We start from the raw sequence: 17,154 nt of genomic DNA on the forward strand, positions 1-17,154 counted from the left end.
CGTCTGGTATCGATTCCATATTACATAAAATAAAAGAATCGAGATAAAAATTACACAAGTAAGCGTTTTCTGGAATCGCTTTCATATTGAAACTATTTCCAGTATAATGGCATTGGTTTCGTTTGACAATACTTTTTTGGGTTCCTATTTTTAAATTTTCTGTAAAATTAATTCTACACCTTGAAGGACAGAAAAGAAGCCAGCTTCCATCCAAAATTCGGATAGAAACAGGCTTCTTCCCTTACTTCCCATTCTTTACTTCTTCGAGCATCGACAAATCGACGAATGTACTAAGGTTGAGCTCCTCTTTGTTAATGCCCTTAATATAGCGAGCATCGATGGATACCTTCGCCATCTCCTCCATCACCTTGACGTCAACGTCTGTGGTGAGTTTCAAACGGCTCAGCGAGGCTTTGATTAAGCCTTTGTCCATCCCTTTACCGCTGTATTGTTTCAGCTGGTTGTTGATGAGATCATAGGCTTGCTCGGGACTGTTCTGGATGAACGCGATGCCATCCCTATTCGCCTTGATCGCGCCCTTCACCATATCCCGGTGCCGCGCAATGAACTTGTCGCTCGCGACCATGATGACCGTCGGATAATCGCCATTGTTCGGCGGGATCGCCTTCCAATCTACGACGACTTTGCCAAGTCCGGCCTTCTCGATCTGTGTCCCCCATGGCTCGGGGACGAGCGTCGCATCGATCTCCTTCTGGCGGAAGGAGATCAGCGCATCCGACGGTGAGCGCACAATAAGGTGCGCACTCTCAGCACTTCTGCCCAAGCTCACACCTTCTTGCTGCAGCAGCATGCGCAGCGAGATTTCGTTCGTGTTTCCTTTGGACGGGATCGCGATCGTTTTATCTACTAAATCTTTAACGCTATTAATTCCTGTGCCATTCCGGGCCACAAGCACCGCGCCGCCATTATTCGAACCGGATACGACCCGGTAATTCCCACTTTTCAAAAAGAAAGTTGTCGCAGGCCCAGGGCCGACGAATCCTACATCGATATCCCCTGTCGCCATAGCGATGGATAGGTCAGAGCCGTTATCGAAGGCTGTGACCTCAATCTTAACTTCGTTGCCCCACTCCCGGGCGAAATAACCTTTTTCGAGCGCGATGTAGGCTGCGGCATGTGTGACATTTTTGAATACGCCAACTCGTACCACCTGAGCTTTGCCTGTAGGAGTCAGCTTCTCACCGCAAGCACTCACCATCGAAACCACGACTAGAAGCAGCAACAACAGCCATGCACGTTTTCTCATCCGACCCGCCCCCTACTCAAGACTTCGAGCCAGCGAGGCCATATCGCTCTAGCACTTTATCTTCGAGTTTCTTAAAGCAGAAGTGATCAGATACCGTGCCCAGTACCGCGATAATAATGACAATGCACAGCATCAGTGATGTATCGCCCAGATTTCTTCCGTCCTGCAAAAGCTGACCAAGTCCAGCCCCTTTGGCAATGAGCTCACCGGCAACAAGCGCGCGCCATGCGAAAGCCCAAGCCGTGCGTACACCATTGATCAAATGCGGGAAAGCGGCAGGAATCATGACCTGCACGAATAGATTAAACCCATTGCCCGTTCCCATCGTCTGCGCGGCGCGCAAATAAATAGGGGGGATGTTTTTGATCCCGGTACGGCTGGCCAATGCCATCGTCCAGGTTGCTCCGAGTGTCGTAATGAAAATAACGGAAGATTCGTTAAGACCAAACCAAATAATAGCAAAAGGCAGCCAAGCAATACTCGGAATGGTCTGCAAAGAAACTACCAGAAATCCAATCGTATCATCCAGCATTCGGTAGCGTGCGAATAGGAACCCAAGGGTTGTACCAATTAGCAAAGACAAAGCAAAGGAAACCAACAACCTCGCCATACTCGCAATTGTCGCTTGGAGCAGTTCTCCATGCACCAACCCATCGTAGAAGGCTTGCAAGGTTTGGGTGGGCGAAGGGAACTTCCATCCCCATCCGAATAATCTAAATCCCGCCTCCCAAGCTATCAGAAGCAGTACCAGAAAAATCGTTCTTCTTGATGCTGTACTCATCGCCAGTCTCCTCCCTTACCACTTTCTCCAGCTCGTCTGCCAGCGCGTCCATGATCGAATTCTCCACATGATGGAGCACGGTGTCTGCGCTATCCCGAGGTCTCGCCGCTTTCACGGCGAACTCCTTCTTAATAGTCCCGGGACGCGTGGACATCACGAATACACGATCCGAGAGGATCACGGCTTCACGAATGTTATGGGTAATGAAGAGGATCGTTTTGCGTGTACGCATCCAGATTTCTTCCAGTTCTTTATGCAAAATAAGGCGCGTTTGCTCATCCAAAGCGGCGAACGGCTCGTCCATCAACAAAATCTCTGGGTCCATGGCAAGCGCCCGGGCGATTGCGGCCCGCTGCTTCATCCCGCCCGAAAGCTCATGCGGATAACGATCGGTAAAACGGCTGAGATGCACAGCTTTGATCTGTTCCATCGCCAGCTCGTAACGCTCTTTTTTTCCAATACCCTTCTGCTTGAGTCCGAAGGCTACATTGTCCAGTACCGTCAACCATGGGAATAGACCATGCTCTTGGAACACGACGACACGGTCCGCGCCAGCGCCGGTCACCTTTTTCCCATTCACCTGAATAACGCCATCACTCTGCGTATCGAAGCCTGCGACCAAATTCAGCACAGTCGATTTCCCGCATCCAGACGGGCCCAGCAGGGAGACGAACTCCCCTTTTTCAATCGTTAAAGTGATATTATCCAGCGCCTGATAGCTGCCGCCTAATCGCTGAACAAACGTCTTACTAACTCCTTTAATCTCGATCAAAATGCCTACCTCCACTCGGGCATGTCCCGTCGTTTTTCACCTAAAACAGCATTTTTAACCCTGCCAAGCCAAGTCCGATGATAAATCCGCATATCGCACCGTTGACACGAATCCACTGCAAATCATTGCCGAGCTTATCTTCCATCAACTGGGTCAGCTTATCATTAGTCAGCTTATCCAGATTTTCTTTGACGAGCAGACCGATTTTGCTGTGATTTTGCTCCAAATAAGCAGCGATTTGCTCTTGAATCCAGCTCTCGCCGCGCTGCAGCATATCCTCGTTTTCCTTCACCGAAATCAGCATTTTACGAACCACCGGAACCACATGCTGAGGCACAAAATCGGGCTGATCCACGAAATCCTCTGCCTTCGCCTTCAACCGCTCTAACAGCCCCGATAATTTCTCATCGAGATCAAATAGGCCCGGCAGCTTCGCTTTCAAACCTTCTAGCTCAGCCAAAAGCTGTGGATTCCGCTCAAGCTTGTTCAGCTCATTCCGAATAAAAGTAAGAACCGCTTCTCTTCGCGGATGATTTTTCGTTCGCATTTGCTCGATGTAGGAAAGAACGAAGTTCTGGATAATACCCCCGATCTTCTCTTCATTCACCATACCGATGAACGCATTAACGGCAAATGCCATGAAGCCATTCGATTGCAGACCCTCGAACGCTTTGAGCGCCATAGCGCCCAGCTGATCGCGCGTATCCGCCTTAATGGCCCATGCTTCCACTTTATCAATAACAAAATCAAACGTTTTGCCGTCATAACCGCCGTGGGCAATGCTGTCTACAATCGTACGAACGAGTCGACTCGTATCTAAGTCTTGGAGGGCTTTATGAATTTCCTCCGCTAATAGCGGCGTCAATTTGTTCAGATCAATCGCGTTAAGAGCCTGTTTGGCTAGTGTCGAGAGACCTTTGTGAAGGGCTTCGTTGTCCAAATGAGTTTCCGCTAATTCAAGCCCACGCTCTAAGAAACGGATTTGCTGCAAGCGAGTACGAATCGTTTCCTTGGAAAGCAGTTCATTTTCAACCGTTGAAACGAGCGCTTTCGTAATCTTCTCACGATTCTTCGGTAATAAGGCCGTATGTGGAATCGGAATGCCAAGAGGGTGACGGAACAGGGCACTAACCGCAAACCAGTCAGCCAAGCCGCCTACAACTCCAGCCTCAAAACCACCCTGCAAAAAGGTTCCCCATATTGTTGATGAAACCGGTGTGGGCAGCGTGGCCAGAAAGCCTGCTCCCATAACCCCTAAGGAAACCGTCGCTATATACTTTGCTTCTCTTTTCATTGTCATAACATCTCTTTCTGCTCGAAGTTAATTAATCATTCCTTCTATTTTATCACAAAATGCGACGAAAACTGATCTTGACCCTTTTTTTGTTGAATATAGTTCGTTGATACTTAATAAATGTATAAAGTTCCATGAGCCTGCGTAGCCGGTTGACACTTTGGTTCCTTGAGCATCATTTACCCGAAACGTGCTATTTCCTGCGTATGCTGGCGGAATATAATGGGGAGATTCTGGGCTGCCGAATTGTCCGCTGACGAAGCCGTCTTTTGAGTGATAGCTTTGGGAATGAGTGGGACGGTTTGATTGGGCTAGGGTAAGTGATTTGCGAGATCAGCAATCGGGCTGGGCAACGGTACGAATAGTAGCAAGATAAGCTGCGCATATAACTGAAAGAGAAGCGAAGTTGTACTTTATACAACAATGTGCCCCTTAAGGTGTGGATATCCTCTCCGGAGTTGTACAAAGTGCAACAATCCCCCTCAAATCGAGCATCTTTGAAGCAAATTAGAACAAATTGTTGTACAGCGTACAACAATTTTCATTTGGAACCATGAAATCCTAAAAAATGTTGTATGCTGTACAACATTCTTATCTGCAAAAGCGAAAAGACCAGCCTATCTCACCAAAAAAAGAGCCATCATTGGCTCTTTTTCGTTTGCTATCGCTCGCCTTCCCACTCCGCGTAAAATTGTTCGAGGTACTGCTCCATGAAGCGGTGCCGCTCCTCTGCCAGCTGCCGGGCGTAGTCTGTGTTCATAAGCTCCTTCAATTTCAGGAGCTTCTCGTAGAAGTGATTAATCGCGGTATCTTTCCCCGCGCGATACTCCGCCTCCGTCATATGCTCACGAGCCATGACGGTAGGATCGTGAATCGGGCGGCCTTTCCAGCCCGAATAAGCGAATACGCGCGAGATGCCTACCGCGCCTATCGCATCCAACCGGTCGGCATCCTGCACGACTTGGCCTTCCAGCGTGCGCATAGGTGGACGCGCACCGCCCTTGAACGACATCGTGCTGATGATCTCCAGCACGTGCTGCACTTGCTCCGCTGGTGTGCCGCTGGCAGCGAGCCACGCCTCCAGCTCGCGCTGCGCAGCGGCTGGATCGGCGTTCAGCTTCTCGTCGACGACGTCGTGAAGCAGCGCCGCAAGCTCGCAGACGAATCCGTCAGCGCCCTCCTGGGCAGCAATACGCTTCGTCGTCTGCACGACGCGATAAATGTGCCACCAGTCGTGGCCGCTGCTATCGCGCTCCAGCTTCTCCTTCACGAGCGCTTCCGCTGCGAGTAGAATTCCCTCTATCTTCGTTTGTTCCTCGTCATGCTGCGTCATTTCTTCTTTCTCCTTTTTCCTTCGGCAGACTTTCCTTCACTAGACTTGCCTTCCAGCGACTTCCCTACACCCGCCGGTTGGGGATCCATTACCTTTACCTCGGTGTACTTCTGAATAATTTTTTTGAAGTTCTTGCCATATTTATCTTCTAGCTTTGCGCCCATATCCTGCTGCAGCTCGTGGATCACCACATCACGAAAAAAATTGTTCAGCAGCAGCTCGACCATCGCTGGATGCTCCGTCATCATCGCCAGAGCCGGCTCCTCGCCGCCTCGCGTGCCAACAATTGCCAGCTTACGGTCGATCAGCAGCGTAAATTTCCGCCCATTGCGCTTCTGCCAACCCTCTTCGCGTCCGTGCTGGAATTGATGAACCCCGCTTGGCAGCTCCGCTTCGCCAATCGTCGAAACCAGCAAGCGCACGCCTTGCGCTGGCACTTGACGAAGAACTTCCTTCAGAAGCTGCGCTTCTTCCGACCATAGCTCACAGAGCGCTTCTTCCTTCGCCTTTTTGAGCTCAGTTCGTATACGCTCGATGACCTTCGCGTCTCCCTCCAAGCTGAAGTACTCCGAGCGGTGCGCATCCTGCTTCGGCATGTGCGCTTTCACGTAGCGGATCGAGGCTTGCAGCTCCGCTTCAATTCGCTCGCCGATCTCTTCGATCGGCACGCTCTGATAATGCGTGGGCTCACCGTGACTAGTGAGCACAGCCCCCTTCTCCGCGAGCTTCTGCAGCGCGGAGTAGACATTCGAGCGCGAAACGCCAAGCTGCTTGGCGATTTCGTAGCCCGTCTGCGTGCCGCTTTCGGCGAGCACGTGCAGGCACTTGGCTTCAAGGTCTGTGAAGCCAAGATTTTTTAAATGCAGATGAACATCCTCCATGCCAGCGCCCCTTTTCATTCATTAACCCGTTATGATTTCTTGATCAATATTGTAACATGATTTTCCACTTCAAGTTGTATAGACTTCTGCTCCCTATCCAGTGCATTAGCTGAACTCGGTGCAAGATGTGCTGCTTCATCAGGTACTTCGAGCTAATTATAAAAAGGACCGGATTGCGTCAAAAACCACAATCCGATCCTATTACTTCTTTTGCCCCCTACAGAGTCTCAACTTCTGCAATCTCAATATAATCCATACTTTTCAACTCATCATACACTTCCGAAGCATATTTCCTATCAATATACACGATGAAATTCAGCTCTTGCTGCTCCTGGTTCAGCTCTTTAATATGTACGCTTTTCATCTTGTAGCCTTTAGCAATGATCGCTTTGATAATCGTCGTTAAGTTGCCGTCATGGGAGACGACGAGCCTCACGCGCAGGTCTTTCATAATCAGCGGTCTTGGACCCATTTTCTTAATATAATAAGGCAAAACTACGACGCTAATCATGATAAGTAGGAGTCCAAAAAACGCTTCTACAAAGAAGCCTGCCCCAACCGCAATCCCAAGTCCGGCCGCCCCCCAGATCATTGCAGCTGTCGTTAATCCGATAATGACATCATTGTGTTTGCGAAGGATGACCCCAGCCCCAAGAAAACCGATTCCACTAACGACTTGCGCAGCTAGACGCATGGGGTCCATCACGTGCAGTCCCATGACGGCGTATTTATTGGCCGATTCGATGGACACGATCGTCAGCAAGCAGCTGCTTAAGCAAATGACTAAAGAAGTCTTGAGTCCGAGCGGCTTATTCCTGATTTCTCGTTCCAGGCCAATAATGAGACCAAATATAGCTGAGATCCCTAATTTCATTAAAATGTGCCAATCCACGGAAAGTATCATTGTAAGTTTTCTCCTCTGTGTAAATTACCTTTACAATATCTTAACATTACAATGGAGTAAATGACCATTTGTTAATTACTACATCATCTTATAGACGATTACGCTCGAGATACAAGCTTTCGTCTGGCGTCCACAGAGATAGGCTCCGAAAACGCGCTTATCTCAAAGCGACACTGTGGCGAGGCCAGAATATGGGGCATGAGAAGTCGGTTTCCGCGCTTTCGGCGGTTCTAAGCAATGGAGCGTAGACGATTAGGCTCTTAAAACGCACTTTCGGCTGGCATCCACCGAGATAGGCTCCGTTTCCGAGCTCTCACCGGGCGTGACCAATGTCCCTGAAAAACAAAAAGCCCAAGAAGAGTCATGCTCTTCCCAGGCTTTCCTGTCAAATCCGAAACCGGTATCCCGCTCCCCAGATGGTCTCGATGTATTGCGGGTTGGACGGGTCTTGCTCGATTTTCTCGCGCAGCTTGCGAATATGTACCGTCACTGTCGCGATTTCCCCCATGGCGTCCATCCCCCATAGAAGGTCAAAAAGCTGCTCTTTGCTGTACACCCGATTTGGATTCATCGCCAGATGGGTGAGCAGATCGAATTCTTTCGTCGTGAAGACGACTTCTTTCTCGTTCACAAAAACACGGCGCGCTGTTTTATCAATCATCAAACCGCGGATGCGGACTTCATCATTCCGCGTTTCGCGCCGCCCCATCAGCCGTTCGTAGCGTGCTAAATGGGCTTTCACTCTGGCAACCAGCTCGCTGGGGCTGAAGGGCTTGATCATGTAATCGTCAGCGCCGAGGCCGAGGCCGCGAATTTTATCGATGTCTTCCTTTTTAGCGGAAACCATCACGATGGGAATGTCCTTCTCACTTCGAATACGCCGGCAGATTTCGAAACCATCCACCTTCGGCAGCATAAGGTCGAGAATAATGAGATCATAATCCGTAGAGAGGGCTCGCTGGAGCCCCTTGTCCCCGCTATTTTCGATATCGACTTCATAGCCGCTGATCTCCAAATAATCCCGCTCCAGCTCTGCAATACTTTGCTCGTCTTCAATAATTAAGATTCGACTCATCCTTCGCTCTCCCCCTGCTGACTAAGCGGTAATGCCATGTATACGGTCGTCCCCCGCCCCATGATACTGGATGCGCTGATTCTCCCGCCGTGCTCTTCCATAATTTGTTTGGCTATCGCCAGTCCAAGCCCGCTTCCTCCGGTAGCCGTGTTACGTGAAGGATCTGCCCGGTAAAACCGATCAAAAATATGAGGAAGCGATTCCTCCGATATGCCTTGACCTCTATCTTTTATTTGAATGACGGCATTGCCGTCTATCTCTCTCAACGTTAAGGTAATGTGGCATTTGCCTTCTTCACTATATTTTATCGCATTTTCGATAATGTTCAGCAGGACACGTCTGAGCTTGTCACGGTCTGCCGTTACATACAGCGGTGACTTCGGCAGCTCGGTGAGCGCGAACTGAACCCCTTTTTTCTCCATATCGAACTGCAATTCCTGCGCGCAATCCAACACGTATTGTCCAAGATCAACCTTCTCGAATTGAAAAGGCACTTTGCCCAAATCCAGCTTGGAGAACAGAAATAATTCATCAATGAGCCGGTCCATATCAGCTGCTTTATTATAGATGGTTCGAATGTACCGATCCAGCTTATCTGGGGAATTCGATACACCGTCCATAATCCCCTCGACATATCCTTTAATCGCCGTAACCGGCGTCTTGAGATCGTGGGAAATATTCGAAATAAGCTCCTTGCGGTTCTCTTCATATTGAAGCTGAACCTCTACGGATTTCTTGAGCTTACGCCGCATTTCTTCAAATGCCGTACTCAGCTCACCAATTTCATCATCGGAATGCGGTACAATCTCAAAGTCGAGATTGCCTTCCTTGATCTCCTCCGCCGCACGTTTGAGTGCTCTTAGAGGCCTAATAATACTGCGAGAAACGAAGTAAGTCAGTACACCATTCGTCAATACGAGAATAAGAATAAACGTAACAATGACGGATTTCGAAAATTGGTGAAGATACTTTTGAAAGGGACCGCCATCCAGAAAAACGAATACAGAGCCTTTACTATTATCTGAAAATAAAAAATCCTGCTGCCTAGTTATCCACAGGGAACCTTGATTTCGCTGAAATTGACCCGATGATGTGCCAAAAGAAGGCAGCTTGGAGGTATTCTCAGCCTCCCCTTGCTTAATATACGGTGAAACGTACGTAATCTCTTTATCCTTCCGGATGATGATGCCCATATTAATTTTATGGAATTTGGCCTCTAAATCCTTCACAAATGCAGGATCCAGAAAAGCATCCGGTTCCGTATCCGTCTTCGCTTTCATATAAGCGACATTTTCTAGTTCTTGATCAACAACACGTTTAATCGGATTGCCTTGGGAGAAATCAACCTGAAAGACCGACTTCAGATTCCCAAACGTTGCGACGCTGATTAAGATCACGGCTAGCACGGAGAGCACAAGCGGTACAAGCAGCATGGCTATATAGGAAAGTACCAGCCGTAAACGAATCGACATCGGATCAAATCTCCTTTTTATCAAACAAATAAAATCCTGCTGTAAAAAACAATATACTACACGCCATCAAAAACATAAAGATGCTGCTCATCTTGCCAATGGCCATCGAACTGCCAATCCAGAGCATATGCCAATCTGTGTAAGCTGTTGGCGAGTAGGTTGCAATTTGCGGAATGAAAAAAGCAGCTACTTTAAACGCCAAATAAAGAAGAATGCTAACGGTCAATGCGGAGCTGCTGCTGGAGAAGAACTGCGCGAGAAGCACGGCTGCAATACTGAGCACAAGCAGAGGAACGAAGGCCGAGCCATAGGCGAGGAACCAAGTAACCACTGTACTTACGCCTCCGAAGTCTTGGAAAAATAGAGCTGACATAATCGAGGCCAGTAAACCTGCGATTAAATAAAGTGCAATGTACACGCCCAGCGCAATTTGCTTGGATGCGAAAACCTTGAAGCGAGTAATGGGCCGAGTGAGCGTATTCTTCATCGTGCGTTCACCCATCTCACCAGCGAATACATCCGCGGCTCCCATGAACACGAACAAAGGCAGGAATATACTCGTAAACAAACCGAGCATGACGATAGGGAAATCACCCGATGCAATGGCTCCGATGCCGATGCCGCTTTGAAAGCGTGCAAGCAATAAGCCTGCAATAACCGGAAGTAGCAGCGTAACAGCTAGGAAGAAAATGGTTTTCTTCTTCGATGCGAGTTTGATCGTTTCGTTCCAGACGTTGGCGGTTAAGCTATGCATGGGCAGCGAGCCTCCTAACTTCATTGATTTCGCGCAAGTACGCTTCTTCCAGCGTCGCGCTGCCTTTGGCTAATTCAGAAACAAGTCCCTCGCGAACAAGCCGTCCTTGATGAATGATGCCCATGCGATTACACATCAGCTCCATTTCATGAATAAGATGACTGGAGATGAGGAAGGTAATTCGCTCTTCACGCGCTAGGTGCATGATGATTTCACGAATTTGAACCATCCCTTCAATATCGAGCCCATTGGTCGGCTCATCCAGAATAAGCAGTTCAGGCTTCGACAGCATCGCTGCCGCTAGTCCGAGCCGCTGCTTCATGCCAAGTGAGTAGCCCGCAACCTTTTCATGTTGAAAAGGGGTGAGTCCGACGATCTCCAGTACTTCGTCCACTCGCTGCTTGCCGATCCCAGGATAAAAGCGCGCCGCCTGCTCCAGATTCCGCCTGCCGCTCATATAGGTGTAAGCTTCCGCTGTTTCAATCAGCACGCCAACCTTCGCCATAGCCTGCTCATAATGTGTAGACACATCATGGCCGAACAACTTCACTTCGCCTTGCTGTGCTCTTGTTAAACCAGTCATGATCTTCATGACCGATGTTTTACCGGCGCCATTGGGTCCAAAAAAACCATAGATATCGCCTTGCTCCACCGTCATATTCACTTGATGAATACCGCGCAAATTTTTGTAAGTTTTCGTGAGGTTCTTAATTTCTACTACGGGTTTCATGAACGGGCCGCCTTTCAGAATGAATGAGGAGGTCAACAATCGTTGAATCCTCCTCTAGTCTTTCTATTAATGTTTCTCTCCCCAGTTTTTGTGGGAATTCTCATCAAACTTCACATTTTCCACTTGTTTTCCGTTCAAATCAATCGTATCTGGCGTTGTGGAGTTCAGACTAGATAAAGTCATATCTACACTTAACACCACATCATGTGCAGCACCTTGAGCATCTTTACCAGAAATATGAATTTGTGCCGTTTGATTCGTAATGTGGTTATCAGCATCCACGCTTGCGTTCACTTCGACCTCATCCATTTTGATGTCAGTTACAAGCTGAGGCAGGCTGTTTTTGAGTGTTGTTACATCTACACCAAGAGTATCTGCTTTAGCCGGGATTGGACGGTGATTGTTCTCTACAGTGCCATGTTTAATAACCAGCGAGCCAATTGTGTTCACAACGGGTGAAATTTGACTTCCGGATAATTTAAAATGAATGTCCTTCACGTTCCCAGGTGCTTCACTCATGGTTACATAGTTCTTCAGGTTACCAACCAATGCATCGACCACATTTTCCACTTCGCTAATAACTTGTGGGTCAGGTGTATGGTTTGCTTGCTCATGCCCTTTGAACTTGCCAGGCATGCCTTCACCTTCCAGCACTTTATACACCTCGGAATCCTCTGTTTTTACAATCTGCTTCCCATCTTGGCTGTAGAAGTGAATAGTTTGCTCATCCGTTCCACTTTTCACTGTGACTACTGCGCTGCCAGCGTGATCGACGCCAGTGCTCTTAATTGTTGATTTCACATTGAGTAATGAAGCCCCATTGTCTTGTAAGGACACATTCACCTGGCGAGTTACATTCTTCACCGCTGCAGTTTGTTTGAATGCTGATTTGAATGTCTCATACCCGGGAGCGTCTCCCACACCTGCATATACCGAGGTCACTAGCATCATGCTGCCTACCGCAACGCCTAATCCCAACATCGCTAACTTCTTATTCATATCTTATTTCCTCCGCGTATTCATACGCTTTATCTAATTTGGATGCGTTCCTCGCTTCCATGTATTCATCTTATCCCCTCCGCATTAACTGCCTCTAAATCACCTATTAACCGTGCCTAAAACAATTCTTAAAACTTTATTAAAAAAAGCCTCCAAAACCGCGAAATCTGCGGAGATGAAGGCTTCAATATGGGTCAATGACTAATACTGCTGCTCTTTTTCTTTCATCTTAAGCATCCCTGAGTGGGATAGCTGGATATCTACTTTTATATCCCCTAATTGATAATCCTCGAGCGGTTTCTCTCCGTTAGATGTAAGCTTAGACCACTCGGGAAAAGCTTGTTTATATAACACATGTTCGAGCTGAAAAACATCCGTATCGTGCTTTCTTCCCTGCTTAAACGTTTGCTCGATTTCCTCAGGGATTTGTTTGGCGATCTGTTTTTTCAGTGCATCTTCATCAACGTTCTCAAGCAATTCGGCAACGATTGCCTTGGCTTCGATATGAATATCGAATACGGGTTGATCTCCTTTCATTCGAGGTGTAATGCGGGCTTTAGGATTCTGTATAGAAACAGATAGTTCAGCTTTCCCATTTATATAAACGACCATAGGTGTACGGACAGTGCTTTTTTCCAACCAACGCGCACCTTTGAATTGATCTTCTGAAAGCCATTCCACATGATTTTTTTTAGCTATCGCATAGACACCGCTTACTTCTAATTTAGGATCTGGTTTTTCATTTTTCACCCACACATCCTTACGAATGGCCAAGGTGGGCATCATCACCGTGTTCCCAGGCTCTCTAGCTAGGGCAGCAACCCGATATAATTTAAGCGGACGAATAAAAGAACGTTGAAGGTAATTTTCAACAGGTTGCATAAGAATAGAGGACAAAGGAGAGACATTGAAAAAAGGGATGACCGAGAAAATCGACTCTATGGGCTCATCCGTACTATAAACCCATTGGGTAAACCTTGTTTCACCATAGCGTACTGAACTGTCAGTGAATTTTCCTACTCCTTGCTTTAGAGCCTCTTTTGTAAAAACATAAGCACCCACATGCCCCCAAAAGACTCGCTGCTGTGTTGTTTTGTGCAAACGGGTGTAAGCATCATTAATCGTGTCCCCTTCCTCTTGTCCGACCCAAATCATGGGTGGCTGCCCTCCTTTACCGCCCTCCTGTTTAGCCACGCTGGAGAAGTCTAACATTTGACAGTACACCACGTAGCGCCCTTTTTGATAATCGAAGCCTATCGCTGTAACGTAATTCGTGTCTTGGATCGTCTTCATATCCCAACAGCCTGTCTGACTAATCAAAAGCAGCATTCCGATGGCCAGTCGTCCTAAACCTTTCGTAATCATGAAGACTCCCCGCCCTGGCGTGTGTCATCCTTCGTATTTAATGCCTTCGGTCTTCGCTTTAGTTTGTTCCATGGCTTGGCCAATATGGAAGGAATGATATCCCTGAACTGAGGCGGAGACAAGGGCGATAAGTAAGGCACACCGAATGATTCTAATGTTGACAAATATAAAATGAGCCCCATGAGGGATACCATAAAACCGTAAATACCGAAAATCGTGGATATCATCAAAATCATGATTCGCAGCACGGTAATCGTTCCCGCAAGTGATTGATTCACTAGGGTGTACATCGATATCGTCGAAATGGAGGTCACTACTAATGTTGTAGGGCTCGTGATTCCCGAGCGTATCGCGGCGTCCCCAACAATAAGCCCGCCAACGACAGTGACGGTCTGTCCTACCACCTTAGGCAACCGTGCTCCAGCCTCACGGAACAATTCGAACAGCAGCAGCATGAGAATAAAATCCATCGGACCTGACAAGGGTAATCCCAGCCTGGATGTGGCGATGGTAGCTACTAACGGATACGGGATTTGGTCCAGATTAAAGGCAGAAAGTGAAATCCAAAAACCAGGCAATAAGGCTGAAACGACCAACCCGACCAAACGCAAAATACGTTCGAATGCTACATAATAATAGGGGGAGTGCACATCTTCAGGGGATTTCAATATATACATCAGATTCGCTGGCGCAATAAGAACCATGGGGGAACCATCGACCATAACCGCGAATCGTCCTCGCAGCAAGCTGTCCGCTACATAATCAGGTCTTCCCGCATAATCCAACAGAGGAAAGAATGGGTATTTGCTCCCACACATCACTTCTTCTAATTGCGAACTGCTAATCAGGGCATCAACGTTAATAGCCTGAAGCCGCTGCTTTGCTTCCTGGAGCACGCTAGCATTTATTACATCGTCTATATAAAGAAGAGCTACAGAGGTGTTAGTTCTCGTGCCGATTTGCATTTTTTCACAGCAAAGACTGCGTGTCAGCAAGCGTTTGCGAACCAGCGCGATATTCGTAATGATGCTTTCTGTGAACGCATCTCTTGGACCTTTAATGGATGTCTCTGTACTTGATTCCTCCGGTGATCGGTTGGGGGGCGCAGAGATATCCAACGCATACAGTAATTGCGTCTCTTCGAAAAACAAGATCAGCGCTCCCGCATACAACGAAACCGTCATCGACTCTATGGCGTTGGAACCCGTAATTTCATGCAATTGAAGCATCGTATTCACATCTAGCTTTGAGGCGTTAACATCAACTTCATTTTTGAATAGACCTTCCAGCTTAGGTAATACGAGATTTTCGATATGATCCATATTGGTCATACCTTCACAGTACATAAGTATCACTCGCCCTTTCGGATGAGCATCCGATAATCGATAAGATTTCACGATGACATCGTCAGACAACGCAAACCAATCTCGTAAATCCTGCTCATTCATTAGGCATTCTTCTCCTTTCGTCTCCCCGGCAGGATAGACATCACAAGCAAGACAAGAAGCAAGCTTAAGCCTATTCCAAACATAATGGGATAATATCTATTTTGAATCAGATACACCATCTGGTTGTCTGTGACTGGGTACAAGCTCACCACTAGGAACAACAGGCTAATCCCTATCAGGATTAGAGTCCGTGTGCGCTTCTTTTGAATACCAATAACATCCACGCTAAGAAACATGAGCATCGACGTCCGGACACAAGCTCCTGATATCCATTGGAAAATAGACAAGAAATCCAAATGGGAAATATATTTCCCCAATGTGACCATTCGCCATTGTTCAAAGGCTGGATACCTTAAATCCGCGGCTTCAAAGGGGCCAAATATGGCAATGGAGCCCGTTAACGGTCCTATCGTAAGTCCAATTACACATGCCGCAAGAATCAATAAAGCCCGCAGCCGGATGCGTGTAGCGACATGATGCTGAAGGAATACGATAATTAGGAGCTCGAAAGAGGCGCCACAAGTAAGCATGATGGATGTCAGTGCAGGTCCATAACCGTGTGTAAATAAAGGTGTAAGCAGGCTGTAGTCTTTATATTGGAAATTAGCTCCCATTACAAAATACCCAAGTAAAACGACAACCGGCAGTAGAATGCCTGAGGTTATTGCAATCGCTCGCAACCCTGACCGGGCCGCAAAAAAGCAAAAGATGATAAACAGAAGACTAATCATGAAAGGCGGTGTCCGAGGTAAATAGGTCACATGTGTCCATGTCACCATATCTTTTATGGTTATAATCGAATGGGCAAAACAAATGACAATAAGGCCTATTTTGAATGGAAAAACGATCACTTTCCCAAACTTTTGTTTGATCCACTCCATCATATACTGCTGTTTCGTACGTTTAACAACGAGATAAAGCAGACATACCCATATGAGCAAAGGAATCAGGGAGACCGCTGCACCGAACCAGGAATCGCGCTTTCCTAAATGCAGCAGCACCGGAATTAATAAGACATGGTTGGTTATGCCAATCGAGAGGATTAAGACAAAATATAGTTGAAGCGCGGTAATTTTCTTGGTTCCAGACATATGCTAATCTCCCACATTGGTATTAGGTGGAAACTTTTTATAAGTTAAGATTTCCTATTCAAGTGGATTTATGCGGTGCGACAAATTAGATTTAGACACCTATCGAAATTAGGTCTTCCATCGATTGCAAAAAGAGAAGAGAGGGTGTAAATTTAATGAATAATTACATCGTACGGGAGCTTGGTGAAGGGGTGAGGTGAAAGGTATGTTTACTGAAGAAGAAAAGGACGGCTTGTACAAGAGCATTTATACAAGAAGGGATGTACGAACATTTTTATCGGATGCTATCCCAGAAGAAACAATAATGAAATTGCTAAATGCAGCGCACCATGGTCCTTCCGTTGGATTTATGCAACCCTGGAATTTTATAATCATTTCTACGGATAAAGTGAAAGAACGTTTGGCATGGGCAGCAGATAAAGAGAGACGGGCTTTAGCCATTCATTATGAAGATACACGCCAAGACGAATTTCTAAATCTCAAGATCGAAGGGATCAAGCAGGCCCCTCTCACCATTTGCGTTACTTGTGACCCAACACGCGGCGGTTCTCATGTGCTAGGAAGAAATTCTATACCAGAAACCGATATCATGTCCGTTGCTTGTGCGATTCAAAACATGTGGTTAGCGGCATGTGCAGAGGGATTAGCTATGGGCTGGGTAAGCTTCTATAAGAAAAATGATGTGCGAGATATCCTAGGGATACCTCCTCATATTGATCCAGTAGCTTTGTTATCTATTGGATTCACAGAAAATTATCCAGAGAAGCCCATTTTGGAAACAGCCAATTGGGAAAAACGCAGGAGCCTGACTAATCTGATATTCAGCGAGACTTGGGGAAATGCAAAAATTTGAGCTGTAATGAGATTAGAAACAAGAAAGCCGCCCTCCGATCTATCGGAAGGCGGTTTTTTTCATCCTATTTTGAGATTAGAATGTTGCAAGAATGATGACCAACAGAATGTACAGTACCAGTACGACAGCTGTGCT

At 47.1% G+C, this 17,154-nt stretch carries 16 protein-coding genes; 1 reads left to right on the forward strand and 15 read right to left on the reverse strand.

Annotated features, from left to right (window positions below):
• Positions 1 to 241: 241 nt before the first annotated feature.
• The 15 genes from QFZ81_RS29975 to QFZ81_RS30045 form a co-directional block, all read right to left on the reverse strand.
• Positions 242 to 1,267: an ABC transporter substrate-binding protein gene (locus QFZ81_RS29975; protein WP_307438607.1), complete on the reverse strand. Its 1,026-nt coding sequence runs from the start codon at positions 1,265 to 1,267 to the stop codon at positions 242 to 244.
• Positions 1,268 to 1,283: 16 nt separating this feature from the next.
• Positions 1,284 to 2,048, reverse strand: a complete 765-nt coding sequence (locus QFZ81_RS29980; RefSeq protein ID WP_307438605.1) for an ABC transporter permease — start codon at positions 2,046 to 2,048, stop codon at positions 1,284 to 1,286.
• A complete protein-coding gene (locus tag QFZ81_RS29985; RefSeq protein ID WP_057302509.1) occupies positions 1,981 to 2,820 on the reverse strand; it encodes an ABC transporter ATP-binding protein in 840 nt (279 codons plus the stop codon). Before QFZ81_RS29985 ends, QFZ81_RS29980 begins: the two co-directional genes overlap by 68 nt.
• Positions 2,821 to 2,860: 40 nt before the next feature.
• Positions 2,861 to 4,114, reverse strand: a complete 1,254-nt coding sequence (locus QFZ81_RS29990) for a DUF445 domain-containing protein (RefSeq protein ID WP_307438601.1) — start codon at positions 4,112 to 4,114, stop codon at positions 2,861 to 2,863.
• Between the two features lie 661 nt (positions 4,115 to 4,775).
• Positions 4,776 to 5,447: an HD domain-containing protein gene (locus tag QFZ81_RS29995; RefSeq protein ID WP_307605681.1), complete on the reverse strand. Its 672-nt coding sequence runs from the start codon at positions 5,445 to 5,447 to the stop codon at positions 4,776 to 4,778.
• On the reverse strand, positions 5,444 to 6,328 hold the full coding sequence (locus tag QFZ81_RS30000; RefSeq protein ID WP_307438598.1) for a TrmB family transcriptional regulator: 885 nt from the start codon (positions 6,326 to 6,328) through the stop codon (positions 5,444 to 5,446). The genes QFZ81_RS29995 and QFZ81_RS30000 overlap by 4 nt, the downstream gene beginning before the upstream one ends.
• A gap of 217 nt (positions 6,329 to 6,545) precedes the next feature.
• The gene (locus QFZ81_RS30005; RefSeq protein ID WP_373462576.1) at positions 6,546 to 7,232 is read right to left on the reverse strand and encodes an MgtC/SapB family protein; all 687 of its coding nucleotides are present in this window, start codon (positions 7,230 to 7,232) and stop codon (positions 6,546 to 6,548) included.
• 385 nt (positions 7,233 to 7,617) lie between these two features.
• A complete protein-coding gene (locus QFZ81_RS30010) occupies positions 7,618 to 8,307 on the reverse strand; it encodes a response regulator transcription factor (protein WP_047687167.1) in 690 nt (229 codons plus the stop codon).
• Positions 8,304 to 9,779, reverse strand: a complete 1,476-nt coding sequence (locus QFZ81_RS30015; RefSeq protein WP_307605682.1) for a sensor histidine kinase — start codon at positions 9,777 to 9,779, stop codon at positions 8,304 to 8,306. Before QFZ81_RS30015 ends, QFZ81_RS30010 begins: the two co-directional genes overlap by 4 nt.
• Before the next feature lie 4 nt (positions 9,780 to 9,783).
• Positions 9,784 to 10,533: an ABC transporter permease gene (locus QFZ81_RS30020; protein ID WP_307605683.1), complete on the reverse strand. Its 750-nt coding sequence runs from the start codon at positions 10,531 to 10,533 to the stop codon at positions 9,784 to 9,786.
• Positions 10,526 to 11,263: an ABC transporter ATP-binding protein gene (locus tag QFZ81_RS30025; RefSeq protein ID WP_307438593.1), complete on the reverse strand. Its 738-nt coding sequence runs from the start codon at positions 11,261 to 11,263 to the stop codon at positions 10,526 to 10,528. The genes QFZ81_RS30020 and QFZ81_RS30025 overlap by 8 nt, the downstream gene beginning before the upstream one ends.
• 66 nt (positions 11,264 to 11,329) lie before the next feature.
• The gene (locus QFZ81_RS30030) at positions 11,330 to 12,262 is read right to left on the reverse strand and encodes a hypothetical protein (RefSeq protein WP_307438590.1); all 933 of its coding nucleotides are present in this window, start codon (positions 12,260 to 12,262) and stop codon (positions 11,330 to 11,332) included.
• Positions 12,263 to 12,463: 201 nt separating this feature from the next.
• Positions 12,464 to 13,627, reverse strand: a complete 1,164-nt coding sequence (locus QFZ81_RS30035) for a Ger(x)C family spore germination protein (RefSeq protein WP_307438587.1) — start codon at positions 13,625 to 13,627, stop codon at positions 12,464 to 12,466.
• Positions 13,624 to 15,075, reverse strand: coding sequence for a spore germination protein (locus QFZ81_RS30040; RefSeq protein WP_307438584.1), 1,452 nt, complete (start codon positions 15,073 to 15,075; stop codon positions 13,624 to 13,626). The genes QFZ81_RS30035 and QFZ81_RS30040 overlap by 4 nt, the downstream gene beginning before the upstream one ends.
• Positions 15,075 to 16,166: a GerAB/ArcD/ProY family transporter gene (locus tag QFZ81_RS30045; protein WP_307438581.1), complete on the reverse strand. Its 1,092-nt coding sequence runs from the start codon at positions 16,164 to 16,166 to the stop codon at positions 15,075 to 15,077. Before QFZ81_RS30045 ends, QFZ81_RS30040 begins: the two co-directional genes overlap by 1 nt.
• Before the next feature lie 205 nt (positions 16,167 to 16,371).
• Here QFZ81_RS30045 and bluB point away from each other — a divergent pair, with 205 nt between their 5' ends.
• Positions 16,372 to 17,019, forward strand: a complete 648-nt coding sequence (bluB, locus tag QFZ81_RS30050; RefSeq protein ID WP_307605684.1) for a 5,6-dimethylbenzimidazole synthase — start codon at positions 16,372 to 16,374, stop codon at positions 17,017 to 17,019.
• The last annotated feature ends 135 nt before the right edge of the window (positions 17,020 to 17,154 follow it).

Origin of the sequence: Paenibacillus sp. V4I9 (assembly GCF_030817295.1) — a bacterium.
Lineage (GTDB): Bacteria > Bacillota > Bacilli > Paenibacillales > NBRC-103111 > Paenibacillus_E.

Excerpts from the sequence above, each read along its gene's own strand:
- QFZ81_RS29990 (WP_307438601.1), bottom strand. The coding sequence starts at position 4,114 with ATGAAAAGAGAAGCAAAGTATATAGCGACGGTTTCCTTAGGGGTTATG.
- QFZ81_RS30000 (WP_307438598.1), bottom strand. The coding sequence starts at position 6,328 with ATGGAGGATGTTCATCTGCATTTAAAAAATCTTGGCTTCACAGACCTT.
- bluB (WP_307605684.1), top strand. The coding sequence starts at position 16,372 with ATGTTTACTGAAGAAGAAAAGGACGGCTTGTACAAGAGCATTTATACA.
- QFZ81_RS30035 (WP_307438587.1), bottom strand. The coding sequence starts at position 13,627 with ATGATTACGAAAGGTTTAGGACGACTGGCCATCGGAATGCTGCTTTTG.
- QFZ81_RS30005 (WP_373462576.1), bottom strand. The coding sequence starts at position 7,232 with ATGATACTTTCCGTGGATTGGCACATTTTAATGAAATTAGGGATCTCA.
- QFZ81_RS30010 (WP_047687167.1), bottom strand. The coding sequence starts at position 8,307 with ATGAGTCGAATCTTAATTATTGAAGACGAGCAAAGTATTGCAGAGCTG.
- QFZ81_RS29995 (WP_307605681.1), bottom strand. The coding sequence starts at position 5,447 with ATGACGCAGCATGACGAGGAACAAACGAAGATAGAGGGAATTCTACTC.
- QFZ81_RS30040 (WP_307438584.1), bottom strand. The coding sequence starts at position 15,075 with ATGAATGAGCAGGATTTACGAGATTGGTTTGCGTTGTCTGACGATGTC.
- QFZ81_RS29975 (WP_307438607.1), bottom strand. The coding sequence starts at position 1,267 with ATGAGAAAACGTGCATGGCTGTTGTTGCTGCTTCTAGTCGTGGTTTCG.
- QFZ81_RS29980 (WP_307438605.1), bottom strand. The coding sequence starts at position 2,048 with ATGAGTACAGCATCAAGAAGAACGATTTTTCTGGTACTGCTTCTGATA.
- QFZ81_RS30020 (WP_307605683.1), bottom strand. The coding sequence starts at position 10,533 with ATGCATAGCTTAACCGCCAACGTCTGGAACGAAACGATCAAACTCGCA.
- QFZ81_RS30045 (WP_307438581.1), bottom strand. The coding sequence starts at position 16,166 with ATGTCTGGAACCAAGAAAATTACCGCGCTTCAACTATATTTTGTCTTA.
- QFZ81_RS30030 (WP_307438590.1), bottom strand. The coding sequence starts at position 12,262 with ATGAATAAGAAGTTAGCGATGTTGGGATTAGGCGTTGCGGTAGGCAGC.
- QFZ81_RS30025 (WP_307438593.1), bottom strand. The coding sequence starts at position 11,263 with ATGAAACCCGTAGTAGAAATTAAGAACCTCACGAAAACTTACAAAAAT.
- QFZ81_RS30015 (WP_307605682.1), bottom strand. The coding sequence starts at position 9,779 with ATGTCGATTCGTTTACGGCTGGTACTTTCCTATATAGCCATGCTGCTT.